The sequence below is a fragment of the Rhodococcus sp. 4CII genome (assembly GCF_014256275.1).
GTDB lineage: Bacteria > Actinomycetota > Actinomycetes > Mycobacteriales > Mycobacteriaceae > Rhodococcus_F > Rhodococcus_F wratislaviensis_A.
The window spans coordinates 3,506,888-3,527,967 of sequence record NZ_JACCFE010000002.1; the positions used below are offsets into that span (position 1 = coordinate 3,506,888).

17 protein-coding genes and 4 pseudogenes are annotated in these 21,080 nt (G+C 67.6%); 13 read left to right on the plus strand and 8 right to left on the minus strand.

Annotated elements, in window-relative coordinates:
• On the minus strand, window positions 1-633 hold the full coding sequence (locus H0B43_RS17005; RefSeq protein ID WP_185726856.1) for a nucleoside/nucleotide kinase family protein: 633 nt from the start codon (window positions 631-633) through the stop codon (window positions 1-3).
• A 332-nt stretch (window positions 634-965) separates the two neighbouring features.
• On the opposite strand from H0B43_RS17005, the gene H0B43_RS17010 reads away from it, so the two are divergent.
• Window positions 966-2,423 (plus strand): wax ester/triacylglycerol synthase family O-acyltransferase, encoded by a 1,458-nt coding sequence (locus tag H0B43_RS17010; RefSeq protein ID WP_185726855.1) that lies wholly within the window; start codon window positions 966-968, stop codon window positions 2,421-2,423.
• Window positions 2,424-2,597: 174 nt separating this feature from the next.
• Here H0B43_RS17010 and H0B43_RS17015 read toward each other — a convergent pair whose 3' ends face one another.
• A complete protein-coding gene (locus tag H0B43_RS17015) occupies window positions 2,598-4,151 on the minus strand; it encodes an AMP-binding protein (RefSeq protein ID WP_185726854.1) in 1,554 nt (517 codons plus the stop codon).
• Window positions 4,152-4,451: 300 nt separating this feature from the next.
• On the opposite strand from H0B43_RS17015, the pseudogene H0B43_RS43165 reads away from it, so the two are divergent.
• From H0B43_RS43165 to H0B43_RS17035, 5 genes and pseudogenes are all read left to right on the plus strand, one after another.
• Window positions 4,452-4,706, plus strand: a pseudogene (locus H0B43_RS43165) (hypothetical protein); the annotation flags it as partial.
• Window positions 4,627-5,541, plus strand: coding sequence for an exodeoxyribonuclease III (locus H0B43_RS17020; protein WP_185726853.1), 915 nt, complete (start codon window positions 4,627-4,629; stop codon window positions 5,539-5,541). The pseudogene H0B43_RS43165 and the gene H0B43_RS17020, both read left to right, overlap by 80 nt.
• Window positions 5,542-5,708: 167 nt before the next feature.
• Window positions 5,709-6,131, plus strand: a pseudogene (locus H0B43_RS17025) (IclR family transcriptional regulator); the annotation flags it as partial.
• A gap of 6 nt (window positions 6,132-6,137) precedes the next feature.
• Window positions 6,138-6,819 (plus strand): annotated as a pseudogene (locus H0B43_RS17030) (2-keto-4-pentenoate hydratase); the annotation flags it as partial.
• A 1-nt stretch (window position 6,820) separates the two neighbouring features.
• Window positions 6,821-7,483: pseudogene (locus H0B43_RS17035) on the plus strand (FAD-binding oxidoreductase); the annotation flags it as partial.
• 287 nt (window positions 7,484-7,770) lie between these two features.
• Here the strand turns inward: H0B43_RS17035 and H0B43_RS17040 are convergent.
• From H0B43_RS17040 to H0B43_RS17050, 3 genes are all read right to left on the minus strand, one after another.
• Window positions 7,771-9,177 carry a DUF222 domain-containing protein gene (locus H0B43_RS17040; RefSeq protein ID WP_397517463.1) on the minus strand — a complete coding sequence of 469 codons (1,407 nt, stop codon included), beginning with the start codon at window positions 9,175-9,177 and terminating at the stop codon, window positions 7,771-7,773.
• A gap of 165 nt (window positions 9,178-9,342) precedes the next feature.
• On the minus strand, window positions 9,343-10,938 hold the full coding sequence (locus tag H0B43_RS17045) for a GMC oxidoreductase (protein WP_185726852.1): 1,596 nt from the start codon (window positions 10,936-10,938) through the stop codon (window positions 9,343-9,345).
• A 129-nt stretch (window positions 10,939-11,067) separates the two neighbouring features.
• Window positions 11,068-11,619 (minus strand): TetR/AcrR family transcriptional regulator, encoded by a 552-nt coding sequence (locus tag H0B43_RS17050; protein WP_185726851.1) that lies wholly within the window; start codon window positions 11,617-11,619, stop codon window positions 11,068-11,070.
• Here H0B43_RS17050 and H0B43_RS43170 point away from each other — a divergent pair.
• Window positions 11,530-11,943 carry a DUF2848 family protein gene (locus H0B43_RS43170; protein WP_397517462.1) on the plus strand — a complete coding sequence of 138 codons (414 nt, stop codon included), beginning with the start codon at window positions 11,530-11,532 and terminating at the stop codon, window positions 11,941-11,943. The two genes, H0B43_RS17050 and H0B43_RS43170, sit on opposite strands and share 90 nt — an antisense overlap.
• Before the next feature lie 103 nt (window positions 11,944-12,046).
• Here the strand turns inward: H0B43_RS43170 and H0B43_RS17060 are convergent, their stop codons facing one another.
• Window positions 12,047-12,262 carry a DUF5652 family protein gene (locus H0B43_RS17060; protein WP_252189769.1) on the minus strand — a complete coding sequence of 72 codons (216 nt, stop codon included), beginning with the start codon at window positions 12,260-12,262 and terminating at the stop codon, window positions 12,047-12,049.
• A gap of 138 nt (window positions 12,263-12,400) precedes the next feature.
• Between H0B43_RS17060 and H0B43_RS17065 the strand changes: the two genes are divergently transcribed.
• The gene (locus tag H0B43_RS17065; protein ID WP_185726849.1) at window positions 12,401-13,336 is read left to right on the plus strand and encodes an ABC transporter ATP-binding protein; all 936 of its coding nucleotides are present in this window, start codon (window positions 12,401-12,403) and stop codon (window positions 13,334-13,336) included.
• Window positions 13,333-15,015: an ABC transporter permease gene (locus tag H0B43_RS17070; RefSeq protein ID WP_185726848.1), complete on the plus strand. Its 1,683-nt coding sequence runs from the start codon at window positions 13,333-13,335 to the stop codon at window positions 15,013-15,015. The genes H0B43_RS17065 and H0B43_RS17070 overlap by 4 nt, the downstream gene beginning before the upstream one ends.
• A gap of 113 nt (window positions 15,016-15,128) precedes the next feature.
• Here H0B43_RS17070 and H0B43_RS17075 read toward each other — a convergent pair whose 3' ends face one another.
• Both H0B43_RS17075 and H0B43_RS17080 read right to left on the minus strand, forming a co-directional pair.
• Window positions 15,129-15,902: an SDR family NAD(P)-dependent oxidoreductase gene (locus tag H0B43_RS17075; protein WP_185726847.1), complete on the minus strand. Its 774-nt coding sequence runs from the start codon at window positions 15,900-15,902 to the stop codon at window positions 15,129-15,131.
• 25 nt (window positions 15,903-15,927) lie between these two features.
• Window positions 15,928-16,794 (minus strand): sugar phosphate isomerase/epimerase, encoded by an 867-nt coding sequence (locus H0B43_RS17080; protein ID WP_185726846.1) that lies wholly within the window; start codon window positions 16,792-16,794, stop codon window positions 15,928-15,930.
• 180 nt (window positions 16,795-16,974) lie between these two features.
• On the opposite strand from H0B43_RS17080, the gene H0B43_RS17085 reads away from it, so the two are divergent.
• The 4 genes from H0B43_RS17085 to H0B43_RS17100 all read left to right on the plus strand — a co-directional run bounded on the left by H0B43_RS17085 (window position 16,975) and on the right by H0B43_RS17100 (window position 21,004).
• Window positions 16,975-18,333 (plus strand): MFS transporter, encoded by a 1,359-nt coding sequence (locus H0B43_RS17085; protein ID WP_185726845.1) that lies wholly within the window; start codon window positions 16,975-16,977, stop codon window positions 18,331-18,333.
• Between the two features lie 68 nt (window positions 18,334-18,401).
• On the plus strand, window positions 18,402-19,232 hold the full coding sequence (locus tag H0B43_RS17090; RefSeq protein WP_185729925.1) for a transketolase: 831 nt from the start codon (window positions 18,402-18,404) through the stop codon (window positions 19,230-19,232).
• Window positions 19,229-20,218 carry a transketolase family protein gene (locus H0B43_RS17095; RefSeq protein ID WP_185726844.1) on the plus strand — a complete coding sequence of 330 codons (990 nt, stop codon included), beginning with the start codon at window positions 19,229-19,231 and terminating at the stop codon, window positions 20,216-20,218. The genes H0B43_RS17090 and H0B43_RS17095 overlap by 4 nt, the downstream gene beginning before the upstream one ends.
• Before the next feature lie 126 nt (window positions 20,219-20,344).
• Complete coding sequence (locus H0B43_RS17100; protein ID WP_185726843.1) at window positions 20,345-21,004, plus strand: GntR family transcriptional regulator; 660 nt, start codon at window positions 20,345-20,347, stop codon at window positions 21,002-21,004.
• Window positions 21,005-21,080: the final 76 nt, after the last annotated feature.

Consider the following 21,080-nt stretch of genomic DNA (forward strand, 5'->3'; position numbering starts at 1 on the left):
TCACACGGGGTCGCCGAGGACGACGACGTCGGCGCGGGCCCGGCCGGGCGCGATCACCGCGGCGTTGTTCTCGTCGCTGTGCCGCACCCACTCCCGGGCCCGGTCCGCGGTCCGGCCGTACCGGATGTGGCGTTCGACGAGGCGCGACACCCGCTCGTCGTCGTCCGGGACGAGGAACCAGGCCTCGTCGAGCAGCCCACGCACCGGCGACCAGGGTCCGTCGTCCAGGAGGAGGTAGTTGCCTTCGGTGATCACCAGCGGAACGTCCGGCGGGACGGCGATCGACCCGGCATAGGATTCCTCGACCTCGCGGTGGAACTCGGGGGCATACACCGTCTCGCCGCCGGCCTCCCGCAGTCGGCGCAACAGCGCCACGTAGCCGGCGGCGTCGAACGTGTCGGGTGCGCCCTTGCGGCCCGCGCGGCCGAGCCGGGCGAGTTCCGCGCCGGACAGGTGGAATCCATCCATCGGCACCACCACCGCGGACGACGATCCCAGCGCCGCGAGTACCGCCGACGCAACGGTGCTTTTACCCGAACCCGGCGGTCCGGCGATGCCGAGAATGCGGCGCTGCCCCGAGTCGGCCAGCACCCGGGCGCGCGCAACGAGTGCCTCCAGTCGACCGTCGTCCATAGGCAGACGGTAGCTCAGCCGACGCAACGGTCGCCCAATGTCACAGCCGGTCAATCAGATTGATCCGCTGTGACATTGGGCGAGCGAGACGTGGTGGCCGGCACGGGCTGGACGACCGACCGGTTCGGCCGACTTCGAATCGTCCGAGCTGCACCGGTAGCGGAAACGTCTTCTGTGCTGTACAAATACAAACAGCGAGACCGGTTTGTGATGGTAACCACATCCAACTGTTACCTCGGAGCACGGCAACAGGCACCACAAGAATTGAGAGCAGTTCCGGGGGGAATGGATCCGTGCACGCGGATCCCGTTTCGGGAACGGTAAGGACACGCATGCTGTTACCGATGGCACCGACCGATTCGTTGTTCCTCCTCGGCGAGTCGCGCGAGCACCCGATGCACGTCGGCGGCCTGGCTGTCTTCAACCCGCCGGACGGCGCATCCGCCGCCGACATGCGGGCGTTGTTCGATACCGCCCTGGCCGGCGACCAGGTGGCTCCGCCCTTCCGCAAACGTGCCCGACGTTCGGTCACCTCGCTCGGCCAGTGGGGGTGGGACCACCTCCGGCAGGAAGACGTGGATCTCGACCACCACGTGCGCCGGGACGCACTCCCCCAGCCCGGTGGAATGGCCGAACTGATGACGCTGGTGTCCAGGCTCCACGGCACCCTGCTCGACCGCAGCCGCCCGTTGTGGGAAATGCACCTGATCGAAGGACTGGCCGACGGCCGCTACGCCGTTTACACCAAGATCCACCACGCGCTCGCCGACGGTTCGTCGGCCATGCGACTGCTCCGCGACAGCATGAGCGAGGACCCGCAGCGCCGGAACATGCCCGCCCCGTGGCAGCCGCGCACTCCACTCGCCGCCGTCCCGGCACCCGCGGCTACCGGTGTCGTCGAGACCGCTGGGTTCGGTGCCTCGGGTTTCAGTGCCGCGGGTTTCGGTGCCGCGTTGCCGTCGATGGCGTGGGACGCCGCCCGGTCCGCGGCCGGCGAGGTGGCCGGTCTGCTGCCCGCAGCGCTGGGCACCGTCGATCGGGCCCGCCGCGGCAAGGGTGGCGCGGTGTCGCTCACCGCGCCGCACACCGTGTTCAACGTGCCGATCAGTGGCGCCCGCCACGTAGCCGCCCGCTCGTTCCCCCTCGAACGAATCCGCCTGCTGGCCAAGCACGCCGACGCCACCATCAACGACATCGTGCTGACGATGTGCGCGGGCACCCTGCGGGCCTACCTGTACACCCGGGACGCGTTGCCGGACAACCCGTTGATCGCGATGGTTCCCGTCTCGTTGCGCGCACCGCACACCGGCACCGGCGACCGCGCGCCCGGCGGCAATCGGGTGGGCGTGCTCATGTGCAACCTGGCCACTCACCTTCCCGACCCGGCGCACCGCCTCGAGACCGTGCGCAACTGCATGAACGAGGGCAAGGCCGCCCTGCAGGCGATGAGCCCCGCCCAGGTTCTCGCGATGAGCGCACTCGGCGCGGCCCCGCTCGGCGTCGAGATGTTCCTCGGCCGACGCGGCCCGTTGCGACCGCCGTTCAACGTGGTCATCTCCAACGTCGCCGGTCCCCGAACTCCGCTGTACTGGAACGGCGCCCGGCTCGAGTCCCTCTACCCGCTGTCGATCCCGACGACCGGTCAGGCACTCAACATCACCTGCACCAGCAGCGACGACCAGATCGTCTTCGGCCTCACCGGGTGCCGCCGCATCGTCCCCGACCTGCACCCCTTGCTCGACCAACTCGACGCCGAACTCGATCTCCTCGAAACCGCCGTCGGGCTGTAACCCGGTAGGCGGGAGCGTCAGGTCGCCGCCAGCGCAGCGACTCCCGGTCCGTCGAGGGACACCGGTCGCGAGTTCTTTCGCACCACCGAAGGACGCCGGGGTGCGGGCCTGCAGCCGCAGCGAACGGCGGCGCCGTTCACCGACTGACCCGGGTGTCCCGGCCGGCGTGGGAGGTCAGTTGACCTGACGTGCTTGCCCGTCCCAGTAGGGGGCGCGCAGTTTGAACTTCTGCAGCTTGCCCGTGGCGGTGCGGGCCAACTCGGGGCGGAACTCGACCGACGTCGGCGCCTTGAAGCCGGCCAGGTGCTCCTTGCACCAGGAGATCAATTCCGCCTCGGTGGCACTGTCGGGTTCGACGTCCGGGTGCAGCACGACCAGGGCCTTGATCGTCTCGCCCCACTTCTCGCTGGGCACGGCGATCACAGCCACCTCGGCGACGGCCGGGTGGGAGAACAGGCAGTCCTCGACCTCGATCGAGGAGACATTCTCGCCGCCGGTGATGATCACGTCTTTTTTGCGGTCGGCGATGGTCAGGTAGCCGTCGTCGCCGATGACGCCGCCGTCGCCGGTGTGGAACCAGTCGCCGACCAGTGCCTTCTCGGTTTCCTCGGGTTTGCCCCAATAACCTTCCATCACGACGTTGGACCGGGCCAGCACCTCACCGGCGCCGTCCTCGGTGTCCTCGATCGCCAGGCGGACGCCGAGTGCCGGGGTGCCGGCCCGAGTCAGTTTCGCCGCGCGGGCTTCGGGGTCGAGGTGGTCCCACTCCGCCCGGGTGCGGTTGACGGTCAGCAACGGGGAGGTTTCGGTGAGGCCGTAGATCTGGATGAACTCCCAGCCGAGTTCCTCCTCGACCCGGGCGACGGTCTTCGTCGGGGGTGGCGCCCCGGCCATGATGATCCGCACCCGGTCCCGGCCGGGGATCTCGCCGTCCCAGGTCTGGGCGGCGTCGAGGACCGCGGCCGCGACCGCCGGGGCCGCGCACATCAACGTGACCCCGTGATCACGCACCCGCCGCAGGATCTCGGCGCCGTCGATCTTGCGGAGGATGATGTGCTGGGCGCCGACGCCGGTCATCGCGAACGGCTGACCCCACCCGTTGCAATGGAACATCGGCAGGGTGTGCAGATATACGTCCCGGTCGCTGATGGTGGCGTGCAGGCCGAAGGTGACCGCGTTGACCCAGATGTTGCGGTGAGTGATCTGCACACCCTTCGGGCGGGCGGTGGTCCCGGAGGTGTAATTGATGGTGGCGGTGGCGGATTCGTCCGGCTCCCACGGCTGCGGCTCCGCGTCGGGGGCGGCGTAGAGATCAGCGTCCGAACCGAGGACGAACTTGTGCTCGCACTCGACCTCGCTCAGTGTGTCCGCGAGTTCGGGGTCGACGTAGAGGACGCGGGCGCCGGAGTCCTCGATGATGTAGCGGACCTCGGCGGGGCTCAGCCGGAAGTTGATCGGGACCAGCACCCGGCCCCAGCCGCTGACCCCGTAGAAGGAGGTCAGCAGCCGGCTGGAGTTGTGGCTGACGATCGCGACCCGCTCGCCCACATCGATGCCGAGGTCGTCGAGTCGGGCGGCCTGCCGGCGCGCGAGGTCGCCGATCTCGGAGTACGTCAGCGAGCCCTGACTCGGTGCGGGTTGCTCGGGTTCGTCGACCACACCGATCCGGTCGCCGTACACGGTGACGGCGCGGTCGAGGAAATCGGTGACGCTGAACGGGATAAACACGACTTCTCCTACGGATTCCATACGTCGACAAGGGGCACGAACCGAACCACCTCTGACGGTACGGTCTCCGCCCGTGGGGCGGGGCCGGTCGAACCGAAAACCGGCAGGTGTGCCGGAAAAGCGCCAGTTATTCCGAGACGGGCGAGGCGGCGGCCCGAGCAGCCCTCGCCGATGCAGGCGTCGACTACGCCACAGCGCAGCGGGCCTCGTCACCGTCGAGGAGGTGCTCGCGTCCTCGAAGATCTACGGGCCGCTGACCCGGTTGCAGTGCTGCCCGCCAACGTGCGGTGCGGCCGCGGCGGCGACCACACGTACGGCGGCCGGGCGGTCACCAACCCCTCGGGTGGACTGCTGTCCAAGGGGCCTCCCCTCGGCGCGACGGCACTCGCCCAGAGTCCGGAACTGCTGTACCAACTCGACGCGGCCTTCGCATACCGAGGCCCGGGCCGCGAGTGGGATCCCTACACTGTGACGGGTGCGGATTGCGACCTTCAACGTCAATGGGATCCGCGCGGCGCAGCGGCGTGGGATCGAGGAGTGGCTGGGACACCGTGAACCCGACGTGGTCGCGCTGCAGGAGGTGCGGGCTCGTGCCGCCGCGATCCCTCCCGGCGTCTTCGGCGACTATCACCTCGCATATGACGAGGGGGACGTCGCGGGCCGCAACGGTGTCGCAGTCCTGACTCGGCACGCGCCCGTCGCGGTTCGGACGTGGAGCGGTACCGCACTGCTGCGTAAACCAGGCGAATTGCACACCGAAAGAGTCGAACTGGACCCGCAGCCGTTGGCTCGGGGACTGGGAGAATTCGCGAACCAGGGCCGCTACGTCGAGGTCGATCTCGCCGACGCCCCCATCACCATCGCGTCCATGTACCTGCCGAAAGGCGGGCTTCCGGCGCACCTCCAGAAGCCCGGGCGCATGCGGGAGGCGCCCGACGGCGGCGCCCGTTACGACCGCAAGATGCGTTTCCTGTCCGCGTTCGCGCGACAGCTGACCCGCACCCGCCGCACGGCACGCGCGCAGGGCCGGGAACTCCTGCTGATGGGCGACCTCAACATCGCGCACACCCGCCACGACGTCCGGAACTGGCGGCGCAGCAATCAGGTCGAGGGCTATCTGCCGGAGGAGCGGGGGTGGTTCGACTCCATCCTGTCGCCGCGCACCCTCATCGACGTCGTCCGGCAACATCATCCGGGCATCGACGGTCCGTACTCGTGGTGGTCGTGGCTCGGGCAGTCGTTCGCGAACGACACCGGGTGGCGCATCGACTACCACCTCGCGACGCCCCACCTGGCCCGGGCGGCGGTCACCGCCGGCACCGACCGCGAGCAGGCCGCCGACCTCCGGATGAGCGACCACGCCCCGGTCGTCGTGGACTACGACTTCTGATCGCGGAGATTCTTCGCCCTGACGCGGTGGTGCGCGTGCAGTCATCCATTCATGCGCTGGTGGTCATGTCCGGCCGCGCCGTCCTTCCTAGTGTTTCAGATCACAGACGCTCGACGTGATGCGCACGTGCGATTCCCGTTGAGCCGTGGGATGGAAGGACGGACACCGTGGCGACACTGCAGACGGTCCAGAAGATCGGGCCGGTGTTGGACCTGTTCGCCGCAGCGCAACCGGAATGGGGAGTCTCCGAAGTCGCGGCTGCCATCGACGTTCCCCGATCGAGTGCGCACGCGCTGCTGTCGAGTCTGGTCGACACCGGACTGCTGCAATGGCCCACCCGGGGTCGCTATCGGATCGGCTGGCGGGTCATCGAACTCGGCGAGACTCTGCGGGGCACCGTCGACGTGCGGTCCTGCGCGGCGCCGATCATCGAAAGTCTCGTCGAACGGTTCGGCGAGACCAGCCACCTCGCGGTGATGGAGCGGTGGCATGTGCTGTACGTCGACAGGGTGGTCGGCACGCACAACATCACCGTGCAGGGGGCCCGCGTCGGCGCCCGCCTCGAAGCGCACTGCACCGCGGTGAACAGAGGTGCCATGGATACCGACGCACGCAAGGCCGCCGACCGGTTACTGGAGGTGTACCGGACGGGCGAACCGATCGACCCCCTCACCCCGGAACACCCCGACGCGTCGATCGAACTCGCCTACCGAATCCAGCAACTGCAGGTCGAGGCGTGGACGCTGGGCGGCGACACCGTCAAAGGTCACAAGGTGGGCCTCGCGTCGCGGGCCATCCAACGGCAGATGGGCGTGAACCAACCCGACTTCGGGCACCTGACCGCGAGCATGTTCCACCTCGAGCACCAGCCCATCCCCGCGGACCAGTTCCTGCAACCGCGGATCGAGCCCGAGGTGGCGTTCGTGCTGGGCAGGCCGCTGTCCGGGCCCAGGGTCACCGTGGCCGAGGCCGTCCGAGCCGTCGACTTCGTGCTGCCCGCGCTCGAGATCGTCGGAGTCCCGGATCCGGGACTGGAAGATCGGCATCTTCGACACCGTCGCCGACAACGCGTCGTCGGGTGGAGTGATCCTGGGCAGCCGCCCGGTCGCGCTGAACGATGTGGACCTGCGGCTCGCGGGTTGCACACTGCACATCGGTGGGGAACTCGTGGCCACCGGCGCGGGTGGTGCCGTCCTCGGTTCGCCGCTCAACGCACTGGTGTGGCTGGCGAACACGATGGGACCGATGGGCGTGACGCTCGAGCCCGGCCATGTGGTGCGACTACAACGGCATCGTGTGGGAACTGTCGGACATCGCTCGCCAGACTCGCAGGCTCCTCGTCGAACTGGACGAGCCGATGGAGTTCGACGCCGGCCGGTACGCAGAGCTGATCGTGCCGGGATCCGGCGTCGCACGGCAGTATTCGATGGCGAATCCGCCGTCCGAGGGGCGGATGCTCGAGTTCCACGTCCGTAACACGGCGGGCGGCCTCGCCACCGAAGGCTGGATCTTCGACACACTCCGTGTGGGCGATCGAATCGATCTGCGTGGACCGCTCGGTCAATTCGGTGTCACCGAACCCCGGAAAGAGCCGGCCATCCTGATCGGCGGAGGAACCGGGCTCGCCCCGCTCAAATCGATTGTCCGGCATGCACTGGACGGCGATCTGCTCCCGGACATTCACCTCTACCACGGCGGTCGCCGAGAAGCGGATCTCTACGACGTCGAGCATTTCCGCGCGGTCGCGGCGGCCGATTCCCGCTTCCACTATCACCCGGTCCTCAGCGAGGAGTCCTGGAACGGAGCGACGGGCCTGTGCGGACCGCCCGCGATGGTCGTCGCCGCCGTCAAGGCGCTCAAACGCCGACGCATGTCGCCACGGCTGATCTTCAAGGAGGAGTTCACCGTGAGCGCGCCGCGCCAGGTGGTCGAGGCCGTGTGATCCCGCAGTCCCCCGTCGATCCGACGCGAGAGGCAGGGGCGAGACGGCATACCGACTTTGGCGACCCTGGCCCCATAGGTCAGGACCACCTAAACGGTAACGGGGCTGCGGCTTTGCCTTGCCGGCTCTGGGCCACTCATGAATCTCGCGGTGCCGACACGGCCATCGGCTGGTCGTCCAAAATCTGCAGGATGCACACCACGGTGCCACGGCGAGATAGTGTTCGGGTGTCACGGGCACGGCTCGTCAGTTTCCTCGATGTCCTGAACTCAGACAGGCTGGGCACCCTACTGCCGTCGCGCATGCGCGATCAACTCACCGGGGTGATGTCGGTGGTTGACACGCGGTCTTCGGGTGGGGTCGATGTGCGGTGGCGGGATCCATTCGGTCCGGCCCGGGTGCGCGGAATGTTCCGGCGCGGACCTCGTCGACCACCCGGCTGGGCCGTCGTTGACCTGGGCATGGCAGGCGTCGCACACCAGGGCCAGGCTGTCGATGTCGGTGCGCCCACCCTTGTGCCAGTCCGTGACATGGTGCACCGCACACAGACTCGCCGGTGCTGCGCACCCGGGCCGGGTGCATCCCGCGTCTGCCGCGATCAGGGCGAGGCGCTGATCGGCGCCGGCCAGACGACGCCGCCGCCCCAGGTGCAGCGGACGACCCGCATGGTCGAACAGCGCGAGCACCGGATGCGCGTCCTCGGCCAGGGCCAAGGCGTCCTCGATCGGGAGTAGTCCGCCTGTCGCCGTCGTGGCGAGACCGCCGATCGCTCGTTCCAATTGTTCGAGCGTCATCGTGACGATCACGGTGGTCGACAGTCCCCGGTGCCGGCCGAGCACCCCCGAGGCGAGCAGTACGCGGAACATCGCGCTGAACGCGTCGTGATGACGTTGCGCCGCGGTGCGGGTATCGCGGGCGGCCGCCGCCGCCAACACCTCTCGATCGACCGACGGGTCTTCGGCGTCGCCGGTCGGCGACGCGGGATCGTCCGGGTTGTTCATCCCCGGCCGGGCCCATTTGGCGAGAATCGGATCGAGCAGCGCCCGCGCGACAGGGTCGAGTTCACCGGAGATCTTCGACATCAGTTCGGTGTCTTGCCGCCCGATCGAGATACCCCGCCGGCGTTTCCGGTCACGGTCGTCGCCGAGGTTCCCGTCCGGATTCAGATATGCCAGCAACCGGTGCCCGGCCTGCTCCACGTCCTCCGGGGTGCCGTCCCGGGCAAGACGGGCCAGCACCTCCTCCGCGTCGGCGAGCGCCTCGTTGCCCACGGCGTGGGGGATCTTGCGCATCACCTTCGCGACCGCGCGCGCATGGCCCACACCGATGTCGCCGTCACGCTGCGCTGCAGCGGTTTCCGGTAACACCGGCGGCATCGGGTCGCCGGACAGGGTGTGCCACACCCCCAGTTCGCGGGCCGAGGTGACACGGGCGGACGCGTCCGCCGCCGAGATCCGGAGCACGTCGATCAGCATCTTCTTCGGTGAGTTGTAACCCAGACTCGCCGGGACCGAGCGCTCCACACTCTCCACGATCAGCCGGTGCGAGAGGGCATCCGCTCGGCGAAGCGACTGCTCCACCCCGCGCATCACGTCGACTACCTCACCGTCCGACAATTCCGTCAACCCCGCATCGAGGAGCCCGTCGACCGCGGCAGCGAGCATCGACAGATGCTGCGCCACGTGGCTTTTCACCGACCCCCAGTCGAACTCATGCGCGAATACTACCGCGGGGGTCCGACACGTTTTGGAGGCGAACTCCCGCCTCGATGTCTCGCTCATCAGACCTGCCCAAGTGGTCGGCCACACCAGGGGATCGGCGGCATGACCCCGAACCAGGGACTTGTGGTCGTTCGTGTATCAGATCACCGTTCCGACGTCGTGGGCGACCAACTGATCCAGCGCGCGTTCGGCCACGGCCGCAATGGTCATAGAGGGGTTGCACGCGGCGGTGTTGCCGGGCATCAGCGCACCGTCGAGCACATACAGTCCGTGCTGGCCGTGCACGCGGCCCTCGAGGTCGCAGACCGGGCCCATCGACGCCCCGCCCAGCGGATGCCACGTGGACGGGAACACCGCGTTGGTGTCGGTGAGTATGCTCCCCGGACCGGCGATCTTCCGCACCATCGGATCGATGCGGCCGTTCTGGACGACGGCGTCGCCCTCTCGCGGCCAGCGAAGCACCGCTTCGTCTCTCGCCGAGTCGTATTCGAATCGTCCACGTCCCTCGCTGACGCCGTAGCCGACCAGCATGGTGCTGCGCGCATCGAAGGACAGCGGCGGGATGGATGCCTGGATGACCGTGACGGCGGAGGTGGGGTCGTCCCAGTTCAGGCTGCCGTAGACGACGGGGCCGCCCTGCGGGGCGCCGAATGCTTGGTCGACGCTCGTCCAGATGTAGATGCGGTCGGCGTTGGTGCCCCAGCCGGCGCCCAGTTCGTCCGGCAGATCGGGGATCTTGCCCTTCGCTGCCGCCCGCACCAGCAACTTGGTGGTGTTCAGGCTGCCCGCGGCCATCACCAGGGCGTTCGCGGTGAGGATCTTGTTCTCCAGCACCGCGCCGGTGGTGTCGATCCTGTCGACGTACACCGTCCAGCGGCCGTCCGGGGCGCGCTCGACGTCGGTGACCTCGTGCTGGGTTGCCACCGTCGCCAGTCCGGTAGCCTCCGCGGCGGCGATGTAGGTGACATCGACCGAGTGCTTGCCGCCGTTGTTGACCCCGAGGGCGCCGTCGCCGTTGGTGTACGACGGCGTCATGTCGCCGCGGAGTTCACCCAGCGCGTAGTTCCAGTCGATCGGCATCGGAATCTTCGACACGGGCAGGCCGGCGCGTTCCACGTTCTGCGCAAACACCCTCGCGGCCTGGTAGTTCGGGCTGTCGATCAATTCGTCGGGCGCGACCGCGAGTTGCAGCATCCGCGCGACCCGCGGGTAGTGGACCCGGTCCATGGTGGTCCAGTCGAGCGCTTCCGGAAGGTGCGCGTTGAACACGTCCTCCGCCGGCTGCAGGGTCATCCCCTGGTAGACCAGCGACCCACCGCCGACGCCCGCGGCGCACAGCGCGGTCATGTTGTCGCCGGGCACCGCCTCGAGCAGGCCTGTGTGCGGCTCCAGAGCCACCGGGGCACCGAAGAGTTGCGGGCTGGATCGGTACCAGAGGATGCGTTTGTCGGGGGCCGTCGCGCGCGGGAAGGTGTCCGCGTTCGGCCCTGTGGGCCAGCGCATCCCACGCTCGAGCACCAGGACCGGCACACCGGCCTCGGCGAGCCGCAGGGCGGCAACTCCGCCGCCGAATCCCGATCCGACGACGATGACCCGGTGGTCTTCGCGGGTGAGCGGAACGGCGCTCCCCCGTTCCGCGCGTCCGGGCTTCGCCTCAGCGATACGGGGACTCGCCAGCGCGACCCCCGCGGCGGCGGCCCCGGTCAGGAAGGACCGGCGATTGAATGCAGACACAGCTTTCCCCCAGATCACAGACGGAACTCACGCGGCGAGATGTCGAAAAGATCGGTGTGGAGCGTTTCTCAGGCGAGCTCAAACTAGACACCCTGAGGCAGATGTGTCAAGAAGTTACTGTAACTGCCGTTACGAGCTGGACGGCATCGCCGGCAATAGCCAGCGGGTGAGGAACCGGCGGAGGTCGTCGTCGGTGTGCACGGCGTCGTCGTCGAAGAGGACGACCGACAACGCGAGGCGAAGGGCGATCTCGACGATGTCGTCCAGATTCGGTTCCACACCGGGGTCGCGCTCGGCGAGCGGCGCGAGCAGTTCGTGCGCAACGGGTTTCGCGCGAGACATCATGCCCGTGTCGAAGACCGGGTTGCCTCGTTCCGCCTGGAGCAGCGTGGCCAGGACCGGATGTGCGCGCACCGCGGCACGACCCGCGACGATGAGCTCGACCACGTACTCGCCCGTCGTCTCGGTGGTCGCCAAGTGGGAGTGGATCCCGCTCAGCGCCTCGACGGCGACACCGGCGATCGCCTGCGACACCAGTTCCTCCCGCGACCCGAAGTTGGAGTACACGGTCTGCCGGGTGACGCCGGCAGCGTGTGCCGCCGCCGCGATGGTGACCCCCTCGAAACCGTCGCTCGCGATCAACTCGAGGGTGGCGCCCAAGATCTTCCTCCGCGATCGCATGCGCCCATTATCGAGCACGAGCGAGGCTCCGATCACACCGACCGCCAACTCGCGACCGTCGACATCGGCGACTCGAAGCGCGCCTGCCCGAAGCCGGTCGGCCCCCGCGTGGTCGAGATCGCGGACTGGGCCCCACAACCTTCTGCAGATCTTCACCGTTACGTCCGCCGCCCGTACATCCCGGCCGCGACGAGCTCGTTCGACTACCCCCTGACCTGCCGCCACGACGAACCCGACTCGCTCCTCGTCTCCAGTGTGCAGGAGAAGCTCGTCGCAGCTTCGACGACCTGCCGTGCGACCACAGCCGCCCGGGCCTGCCGATGATCAAAGATGCTCTGGCCCAACTCGAATGCATAGTCCACAGCGCCCACGACATCGGCAACGACGAGGTGCCCTGGCTGTTCTGACCGGGGAGGTGTCGGGTCGCTCAGCCGGCGTTTCTCAGTGGCCGCCGCCCGCGCAAGAAGTACACAATCGGGATGACACCGACGGAGTTGACCAGCACCACCGCGGTAGCCCACGCCGCCTTCGATCCCCGGATCTCATCCGCCGACCGACGTTTGATGTCGACCAGTGCCGCGATCTTCAAGACCCCCTCGACGACGGAGGCAACGAGAAGCCACCGGCGCTCACGGTCACTCAATTCGCTCCATCGCCTGGCCGGCATCCTCAACCTCCCACAGTTCGCTCGCTGCGTGCCTTCCACAGTAGCCACCACCGGCTGCGCGTCGCGGCTGCAACGCTGGTGTCACCGCCCGCGGACCGGCGTAGCGTCGCCAGCATGGCTGCGATCTCGGTGCAGAATCTCGTCAAGACGTTCGGGCCGACCCGCGCGCTCGACGGCCTCGACCTCGACGTCGGCCCCGGGGAAGTACACGGCTTCCTCGGCCCCAACGGTTCCGGCAAGTCGACGACCATCCGCGTGCTGCTCGGCCTGCTGCGTGCGGACTCGGGCGACGTCCAACTGCTGGGCGGAGACCCCTGGCGCGACTCGGTGTCGCTGCATCGGCGGCTCGCCTACGTTCCGGGTGACGTGAATTTGTGGCCCAATCTCTCCGGCGGTGAGGCGATCGATCTTCTCGCGGGCTTGCGCGGCGGGCTGGACGAGTCGCGGCGCGCCGAACTGCTCGAACGGTTCGAACTCGATCCGACGAAGAAGGCACGCGCGTACTCCAAGGGCAACCGGCAGAAGGTCGCTCTGGTGGCGGCCTTCGCGTCTGACGTCGAACTGTACGTTCTCGACGAACCCACGTCGGGGCTCGATCCCTTGATGGAGTCGGTGTTCCAGGACTGTGTCGAGGAGATGTCGGACGCGGGAAAGACGGTTCTGCTGTCGAGTCACATCCTGGCCGAGGTCGAGGCGCTGTGCGATCGGGTGAGCATCATCCGCGAGGGCCGGACGGTGGAGACCGGCACACTCGCCGAACTGCGCCACCTCACACGCACGTCCATCACCGCCGAGACGCAGCGGCCGGTGACCGGACTCGACGCCGTCGAGGGTGTGCACGATGTGCGGGTCGACGGCCTGCACACCCGCTGTGAGGTGGACACCAGTGCGATCGACGGGGTGCTCCGGCAGCTGCTGCCGTTCGGTGTCCTGTCGCTGACGTCGACGCCGCCCACACTGGAGGAGTTGTTCCTCCGGCACTACGGCGACGAACCGGCCCGGGAGGGCGAGAACCACCGGCAAGCCGAATCCGGGACGCGGACGCCATGAGTACCCGGACGGCACCGGCACCGGCACCGCCCTCCGAGTCGACGGGGCGGGGCCGATACGCGGGCACTGCCCGGCTCGTGCGACTCGCCCTGCGCCGCGACCGTGTCCAGTTGCCGGTGTGGCTGCTCGCCCTCACCGCGCTGCAGGTGTTCTCGGCCTCGAGCGTGCTCGGTCTGTATCCCACGGAGGCCGACCTGCGCAGCTTCGCGATCGCCACCGCGGCATCGCCCGTCGCATTGGCCACCAACGGTCTCGTCTCCGGCTACAGCGCCGGGGCCCTGCTCGCGTGTCAGATCGTCATGCCGCTGTCGCTCGCCGCCGCCTTGATGACCACGCTGCTGGTCGTGCGGCACACCCGCCAGAACGAGGAGACGGGCCGCGCCGAACTCGTCGAGTCCGCCGTTGTCGGGCGCGCGGCACTACTCACTGCCGCTCTGGTGGTCGCCGTCGGGGCCAACCTGGTGCTCGGACTCCTCAACGTCGTCGTCCTGGTGGCACAGGGCCTGCCGCTCGACGGGTCCCTGGCGCTCGGCGCGGCGGTGGCCGGGGTCGGCATCGCGTTCGCGGCGATCGCCGCGGTCACGGCACAGGTGACGGACAGCGCCCGGACCGCGAACGGCCTGGCCGGTGCCGCGCTCGGGGTGGCGTTCCTGTTGCGCGCGGTAGGCGACATGACGGGCACTGTGACGGAGGACGGCACCCGGGTGATCAGCGGCTGGCCGACGTGGGTGTCGCCGATCGGCTGGGCCGAGCAGATCCGGCCGTACGACGACAACGCCTGGTGGGTCCTGGCGTTGCCCGTAGTGTTCGCGCTGGTGGTCGGGTCCGGCGCATTCGTCCTCACCGAGCACCGGGACGTCGGCTCGGGACTGGTCCCGACCCGACCGGGGCCCGCCCGGGCGCCCCGTTCGCTGCCGACGGCAGTCGGATCGGCGTGGCGGATGCAGCGGACGATCCTGTTCTGGTGGGCGTTCGGCATCGCCGTGCTCGCGGTGGTGTACGGGGCGATCGGCAACCAGATCGACGACTTCCTCGGCGAGGGCGACCAGGTGGCCGACATGATGGAGCAGCTGGGCGGCGGCACCACGGACATGGTCGACGCCTACTTCGCCACGATCTTCGGCATGATGGCGATCGCGGTCGCCGGCTACGCCGTGCAGGCGCTGCTGCGGATGCGTGCCGAGGAGACGGCCGGTCGGCTCGAACCCGTTCTCGCGACAGCGGTCTCGCGTCCGCGGTGGATGCTCGCGCACATCGGCCTGGTCGTGACCGGCATCGTCGTCCTGCAGATGGTCACCGGCGCCGCGAGCGGACTCGCCTACGGTCTGGTGACCGAGGACGTGCCCGGGAATGTTGTGAGTCTCACGGGGGCGGCCCTCGTCTTCGTACCAGCGATCGCCGTGGTCGCGGCCCTGGTCGTGCTGCTGTTCGGAGGTGCCCCGGCCTGGTCGGCGGGGCTGTCCTGGGGTGTGCTCGCAGCCTGCTTGATCTTCGGATTCTTCGGGCCACTGCTGGGGCTACCCCAGAAGATCCGGGACCTGTCCCCCTTCACCCACGTCCCCGCGGTGCCGGCCGCAGACGTGACCGCGACCCCGCTGGTGTGGCTCACGGTGCTCGCGCTCGGCGTCGGTGCCACCGGGGTCATGTTGTTCCGCCGGCGCGACCTCACTACCTCCTAGTGTCCGTTGCGACGTAGCCGTCGGCGGCCGTTGCGCCACAATTGTTTTGCCTGCGGATAACGAATATTGCGTCACTCAGCACACGTCGGCCAGTCGCCGAGCACTCGGGCGGATCAGTGCATGTGGCTTCCACCGTTGATGTCGATGGTCGTACCTGTCAGGTAGGCGGCGTCTTCCGAGGACAGGAAGGTGATGACCGAGGCAACTTCGCGTGTGGTCGCGGTGCGTCCGAGAGGGATGCCCTGCGCGATCGTGGTTTCCTGTTCCTCGGTGCTACCGACCCGGATGTTCGTGTCTACCGCTCCCGGTGTGACGGCATTGATGGTCACACCGGTGTCCTCGAGTTCGCGAGCAAGGGATTTCGTGAACCCGAGAACCGCGGCCTTGGCCGACGAGTACGGAACCTTGCCGAACACTCCCCCGCCACGCTGCGCGGACACCGAAGACATCGTCACGATACGGCCCCAACCCTGGTCGATCATGTCCGGCAGGAAGGCCTTGGTCACCAGGTAGGTCCCGGTTGCGTTCACGGCGAAGACCTTGTTCCACAGCTCGAGGGTGGTCTCGAGGAACGGGACCGGCGAGGTGATCCCCGCGATGTTGGCAAGCGCCCCGACCGGCGGCAAGGATCCGGCATCGACCTCGGCCTCGGTGGCGGCGTAGGCCGACTGAACCGATGCTTCCTCGGAGACGTCGATGGCATGACCGAATGCCGGCACGTTGTAGGTGCTGCCGATCTCGGCGGCAACCTTCGCCGACAGTTCCCCGTCGAGGTCGAGAATGACTACGGCCCAACCGTCTTCGGCGTAGCGTTCGGCCGTGGCCCGGCCGATTCCCTTCTCGGATGTAGCGCCGGTGACGACTGCGGTGCGGATCGTGGTGCTCATGTGTGTCTCCTGGTTTGTCGTGTGATCAGCTGTTGCGATTGAGAAGTGCCGTGACGGTGCGTGCCGCGTCCGCGGCCGCCGCGGGTCGTTCGTCGTCGGTGATGTCTCGGGTTTCGAGTTCGAGGGTGTAGTGCCCGGCGAAACCCGCGGCGTGCAGCGCATCGATGCCGGCGCCGAACGCGACGGCGCCGCGCCCGACACTGCAGTTGATGTTGCCCGGTTCGTCGACAACACAGTCTCGGTCGAGTACGACCCGGCCGAATGTGGCGTCCCTGATGTGGACGTGGGTGATGCGCTCGGCGAAGGTGCCGACGAATCGCACCGGGTCGCCGCCGGAGGCCACGATGTGACTGAAGTCCATGACGATGCCGATTGCCGGATCCAACCGGGACGTCAGCTCCGCCGCCCGGTCCAGGTTGCAGCACAACCGGAACACGTGCAGCGATTCGGTCCACACGTCGAGGCCGTAGGGCCGGGCTCGCCCGAGGACGTAGGCCAGGTTGTCGGCGACGCGGTCCAAGTCCGAGTCGAGGTCTGCGATGGGTGCGTGGTCGAGTGCACCGTTCGGCAGCACGAGTGCTCGTGCTCCCGTCGCTGCAGCCAGTTCCAGTAACCCGGTGAGGTGACCGGACGTCGGAACGTCGACTCGCGGATCGTTCAGGTCGCCGACATCGCAGTTGATGGATCGGACGGTGAGACCGGACCGCTTTACCAGGTCCGCGACCTGGTCGACGTCGGACTTCGTGAGCGCGATCGGGACGTGTTCGCAGACGCCCGGTAGGGAACCCAGGTCAATTTCACCGAAACCGAGTCGGCTGATCTCGGACAGTGCGCTTCCGAGGTCCAGATGCCGGAACGAGATCGTCGAGCACCCGAGTCGAGCGTCGATCATCGCCGTTCTCCTTGCTGCCTCATCAGTGATGCGGCCCACAGTAGGTCCCATTCGGCCAACAGTCAACCGGCGACGGTTGACTGTTGACAGTGATAGTGCAGTGGGTCACAATAGTTACTGTTGACAGTCGACGGTCACGCTGGACGAGTTGTTATCACTACCTCTGGAGGAGGGTTCCCAATGGGCGAAAACGCTCTCGAGATGCGCGGACCGGTCCACGGCACCAAAGACGCCAAGCGCGTCGCCGTCGGGTCCTCGGTCGGTGCCGTCATCGAAACCTACGATTTCATCGGCTTCGGCACCGCCGCCGCACTGTATTTCGGTACCGCGTTCTTTCCCGGCGAGAATTCGGTGACCGGCACCCTGGCCGCGTTCGCCACCCTCGGCGTCGGGTTCGCGGCCCGCCCGCTCGGCGGCATCGTCGGAGGACACCTCGGCGACAAGGTCGGCCGCAAGCCGGTCCTCGTCGGATCACTGATCCTCATGGGAATCGCCACGTTCGCGATCGGTTTGCTCCCCACCTACGCCCAGGTGGGCATCATCGCCCCGGCCCTGCTCGTCGCCGTCCGAATCATCCAGGGCCTCGCTTTCGGCGCCGAGTGGGGCGGGGCGATCCTGATGAGCTACGAACACGCTCCCTGGCGTAAGAAGGGCAGATTCACCGGCATCGTGCAGGCCGGGTTCCCCGTCGGACTGCTCCTGGCGAACCTCGTCTTCCTCGGCAGCGTCCACCTCGGCGGCGACTGGGCGTGGCGGGTTCCGTTCCTGTTCAGCATCGTCCTCGTCGCGGTCGGGCTGATCATCCGCTCCAAGGTCCCCGAATCCCCCGTCTTCGACGACGTCAAGGAAGCCGGCGTCACCGCCTCCCCCATCAAGGATGCGATCAAGCACGACTGGCGAAACATTCTGCGGGGCATCGGCCTTCGCGTCGCCGAGACAGCGGGTTACGCAGTGTCGGTCACCTACATGATCTCCTACCTGCACACCCAGAGCCTGGCATCGACCTCGGAGACGATCACCGCCCTGTGCATCGCGTCCGGCATCGGCATCTTCGCCACGGTGGGGTGGGCAGCACTGACCGACCGCATCGGCCGACGACCCCTCTACATCGGGATCTGCACATTTTCAGCGCTCTTCGGCGTTCCGATGTTCCTGCTCGTGAACACCGGCCTGTTCTTCTTCGTCGTCGCCACGATCGTCCTGTCCTACGCCGTCTGCCAGAACGCACTCGCCGGCGCCCAGGGCGCCTGGTTCCCCGAACTGTTCACCGCATCCCGGCGCGCATCGGGCGCCTCGCTCGCCTACCAGATCTCGGCCATGGTCTCCGGCTTCACCCCGTTCATCACCACACTGCTGTTCGTCTGGCTCGGATGGCTGGGCCCGGCACTGCTGTTCATCGTCTACGCGCTGATCGGACTCGTATCCGCAATCGCCACCAAGGAAACCTGGGGCCCGACCGAACGCCGGCTCGCCGAGGTAGCCGAACGCGACACCCCTCAGCCCTCCGTCGTCCCCACACGTGAAATGGAACATCTGTGACAACCACAACCGCCCCGGTTCAGAACCCGCAGGCTCGGATCGAGAACGCAGCCCGCTTCGCCTACCGCATGCGCCATCACATCATCGACATGGGCGAGGCCCAAGGTCAGGGATACGTCGGGCAGGCACTCGGCGCGGCCGACATCTTCGCTGCCGTCTATGCCGACCGCCTGAACTACCGGCCCGAAGACCCGCACTGGGACGAACGCGACCGCTTCCTGCTCTCCACCGGGCACTACGCCATCGGCCTCTACGCCGCGCTCGGCGAAGCCGGCATCGTCGACGTCGCCGAACTCGACACCTACGGCTCCGACGACTCCCGGCTTCCGATGTCCGGAATGGCCAGCTACACGCCGGGGATGGAGATCTCCGGCGGATCCCTCGGTCACGGACTCGCCGTCGCCGTCGGCATGGCACTCGGCCTGCGGTTACAGAATTCGTCGTCCCGCGTCTTCAACTTTCTCTCCGACGGCGAACTCGACGAGGGTTCGACGTGGGAAGCGGCCATGGGCGCCCACCATCACCGCCTCGGCAACCTGATCGCCATGGTCGACATGAATGCGCTCCAAGCCGACGGTCCTACCGAAGGTGTTCTGGGCATCGAGCCCGTTCACGACAAGTGGGCCGCCGCAGGGTGGAACGTTCACCGCGTCGACGGCAACGACCCCGCGGCACTGGATCGGGCATTCGACTCCGCCTGTGCGTCCGCAGCACCCGTCGGCACACCGTCGGTGATCATCTGCGACACCAAGATCGGATTCGGCGTCCCGTTGCTGGAGACCCGCGAGAAGGCACACTTCATGCGCATCGACGAGCACGAGTGGGCCGTCTGCCGCGACCAGCTGACGAACCGCTTCACCGACACCGCTTACCTGCAGGAAAACGAGGTCCAGGCATGACCACCACCACTCCCCCGAAACTCAAGACCTCGGCGATGATCGCCTCCTTCGTCGACCCGGGCCAGCGCACCGCCACCGCACCGTTCGGGCACGCGTTGGTCAAGGCCGCCGAGAGCAACGACAAGATCGTCGGATTGAGCGCGGACCTCGCGAAATACACCGACATGCACATCTTCGCGCAGGCCTTCCCGGACCGGTTCTTCCAGATGGGCATGGCCGAGCAACTCCTGCTGGGCGCCGCCGCCGGGATGGCCGAAACCGGCCTGATCCCGTTCGCGTCCACCTATTCGGTGTTCGCGGCGCGCCGCGCCTACGACTTCCTGTGCCTCGACATCGCCGAGCCGAACCTCAACGTCAACATCATCGGCGGCCTCCCCGGCCTGACCACCGGCTACGGCCCCAGCCATCAAGCCACCGAAGACATCGCGATCTTCCGGGGCATGCCGAACCTGACGATCGTCGACCCCTGCGATTCCCTCGACATCGAGCAGGCCGTCCCGCAACTCGCCGCATCCGATGGACCCACGTATCTGCGGCTGCTGCGAGGCAAGGTCGCGACCGTGCTCGACGAGTACGACTACACCTTCGAACTCGGCAAGGCGAAAGTCATCCGGCCCGGCAACGACGTCGTCCTCGTCTCCAGCGGCCTCATGACGATGCGGGCACTCCAGGCCGCGAGCAACCTGGAGAAGCACAACGTCGACGTCGCTGTCGTGCACACCCCGACGATCAAACCGTTCGACGCCGAGACGGTACTCGCCGAACTCGACACCCCGCGTCTTGCGTTCACTCTCGAGAACCACACCAAGATCGGTGGACTGTTCGAGACGGTCGCCTCGGCGATCGTCGAACGCGGAATCGGAAAGAAGGTCGGTTCGATTTCCCTGCCCGACGAGTTCCTCGACGCCGGGGCGCTCCCCACCCTCCACGATCGGTACGGCCTGTCGACTTCCAGCGTCGAAGCCCGCATCCTCGCCGAACTCTAGGAAAGCGGCACGATGTCTCTGCAGTCCGATGAGAGAAGACCCTCCCGTAGACTCACTGTCGACAGCCAGCGGTTGACTGTCTGCAGTGAGGCGCAGGTGACGTCTCCGACGAAAGGAGTCTCCACGATGGGGCAACCCGGCGCTCTCCTCGGACTGCAGAAGACAAACCTCCGTCAGCAAGCCGTGGCGGCGCTACGCACGGCCATCACCAGCGGCGAACTCCGCCCACGCAGCGCCCTCGTGGAGACCGAACTCTCCGAACGCCTCCAGATCAGCAGAGGCACCCTTCGTGAAGCACTTCGCCAGCTGCAGCAGGAAGGACTCGTGGTCACCGGGGCTCGTGGGCGCCTCCACGTGCGGCATCTCGACACCACGGAGATCAACGACATCTTCGCCGTCCGGGCCGCGCTGGAGGGCCTTGCCGCGTCCATCGTCGCGGTGAGCAGCGATCGCCCGAAGATCACCGCAGAACTCCGCGGCGTGCTGGACCTGATGAGCAAAGCGCCCAAGGACGAAACGCTGGACGACCGCATCGAAGCCGACCTCGATTTCCATCGCCTGCTGTGCCGGTCCGCGGGCAACGAAACCCTGCTGCATTCCTGGACGAACCTCGAAGGCTCGATCCGCATGTCCATCATGTACGCCGGCCGTGACCGAGCAGTCGGAAACATGGACGCCGACCGCCACTACGAGGTCGTCGACGCCATCGACACCGGCGACCCCCATGCCGCAGCCGAAGCCGTACGTACCCACATGGCCTGGGCTGCAAGCAATCTCGTCGCATAGCCCGGTGACAGGTCGCACCCGCCGGAACGGCCCCCGCTCCCGCAAAGGGATCGGGGGCCGTTCGCGTCATCCAGCG

Excerpts from the sequence above, each read along its gene's own strand:
- H0B43_RS17075 (WP_185726847.1), bottom strand. The coding sequence starts at position 15,902 with ATGAGCACCACGATCCGCACCGCAGTCGTCACCGGCGCTACATCCGAG.
- H0B43_RS17095 (WP_185726844.1), top strand. The coding sequence starts at position 19,229 with ATGACCACCACCACTCCCCCGAAACTCAAGACCTCGGCGATGATCGCC.
- H0B43_RS17070 (WP_185726848.1), top strand. The coding sequence starts at position 13,333 with ATGAGTACCCGGACGGCACCGGCACCGGCACCGCCCTCCGAGTCGACG.
- H0B43_RS17005 (WP_185726856.1), bottom strand. The coding sequence starts at position 633 with ATGGACGACGGTCGACTGGAGGCACTCGTTGCGCGCGCCCGGGTGCTG.
- H0B43_RS17090 (WP_185729925.1), top strand. The coding sequence starts at position 18,402 with ATGCGCCATCACATCATCGACATGGGCGAGGCCCAAGGTCAGGGATAC.
- H0B43_RS17085 (WP_185726845.1), top strand. The coding sequence starts at position 16,975 with ATGGGCGAAAACGCTCTCGAGATGCGCGGACCGGTCCACGGCACCAAA.
- H0B43_RS17065 (WP_185726849.1), top strand. The coding sequence starts at position 12,401 with ATGGCTGCGATCTCGGTGCAGAATCTCGTCAAGACGTTCGGGCCGACC.
- H0B43_RS17080 (WP_185726846.1), bottom strand. The coding sequence starts at position 16,794 with ATGATCGACGCTCGACTCGGGTGCTCGACGATCTCGTTCCGGCATCTG.
- H0B43_RS17100 (WP_185726843.1), top strand. The coding sequence starts at position 20,345 with ATGGGGCAACCCGGCGCTCTCCTCGGACTGCAGAAGACAAACCTCCGT.
- H0B43_RS17050 (WP_185726851.1), bottom strand. The coding sequence starts at position 11,619 with ATGCGATCGCGGAGGAAGATCTTGGGCGCCACCCTCGAGTTGATCGCG.
- H0B43_RS17010 (WP_185726855.1), top strand. The coding sequence starts at position 966 with ATGCTGTTACCGATGGCACCGACCGATTCGTTGTTCCTCCTCGGCGAG.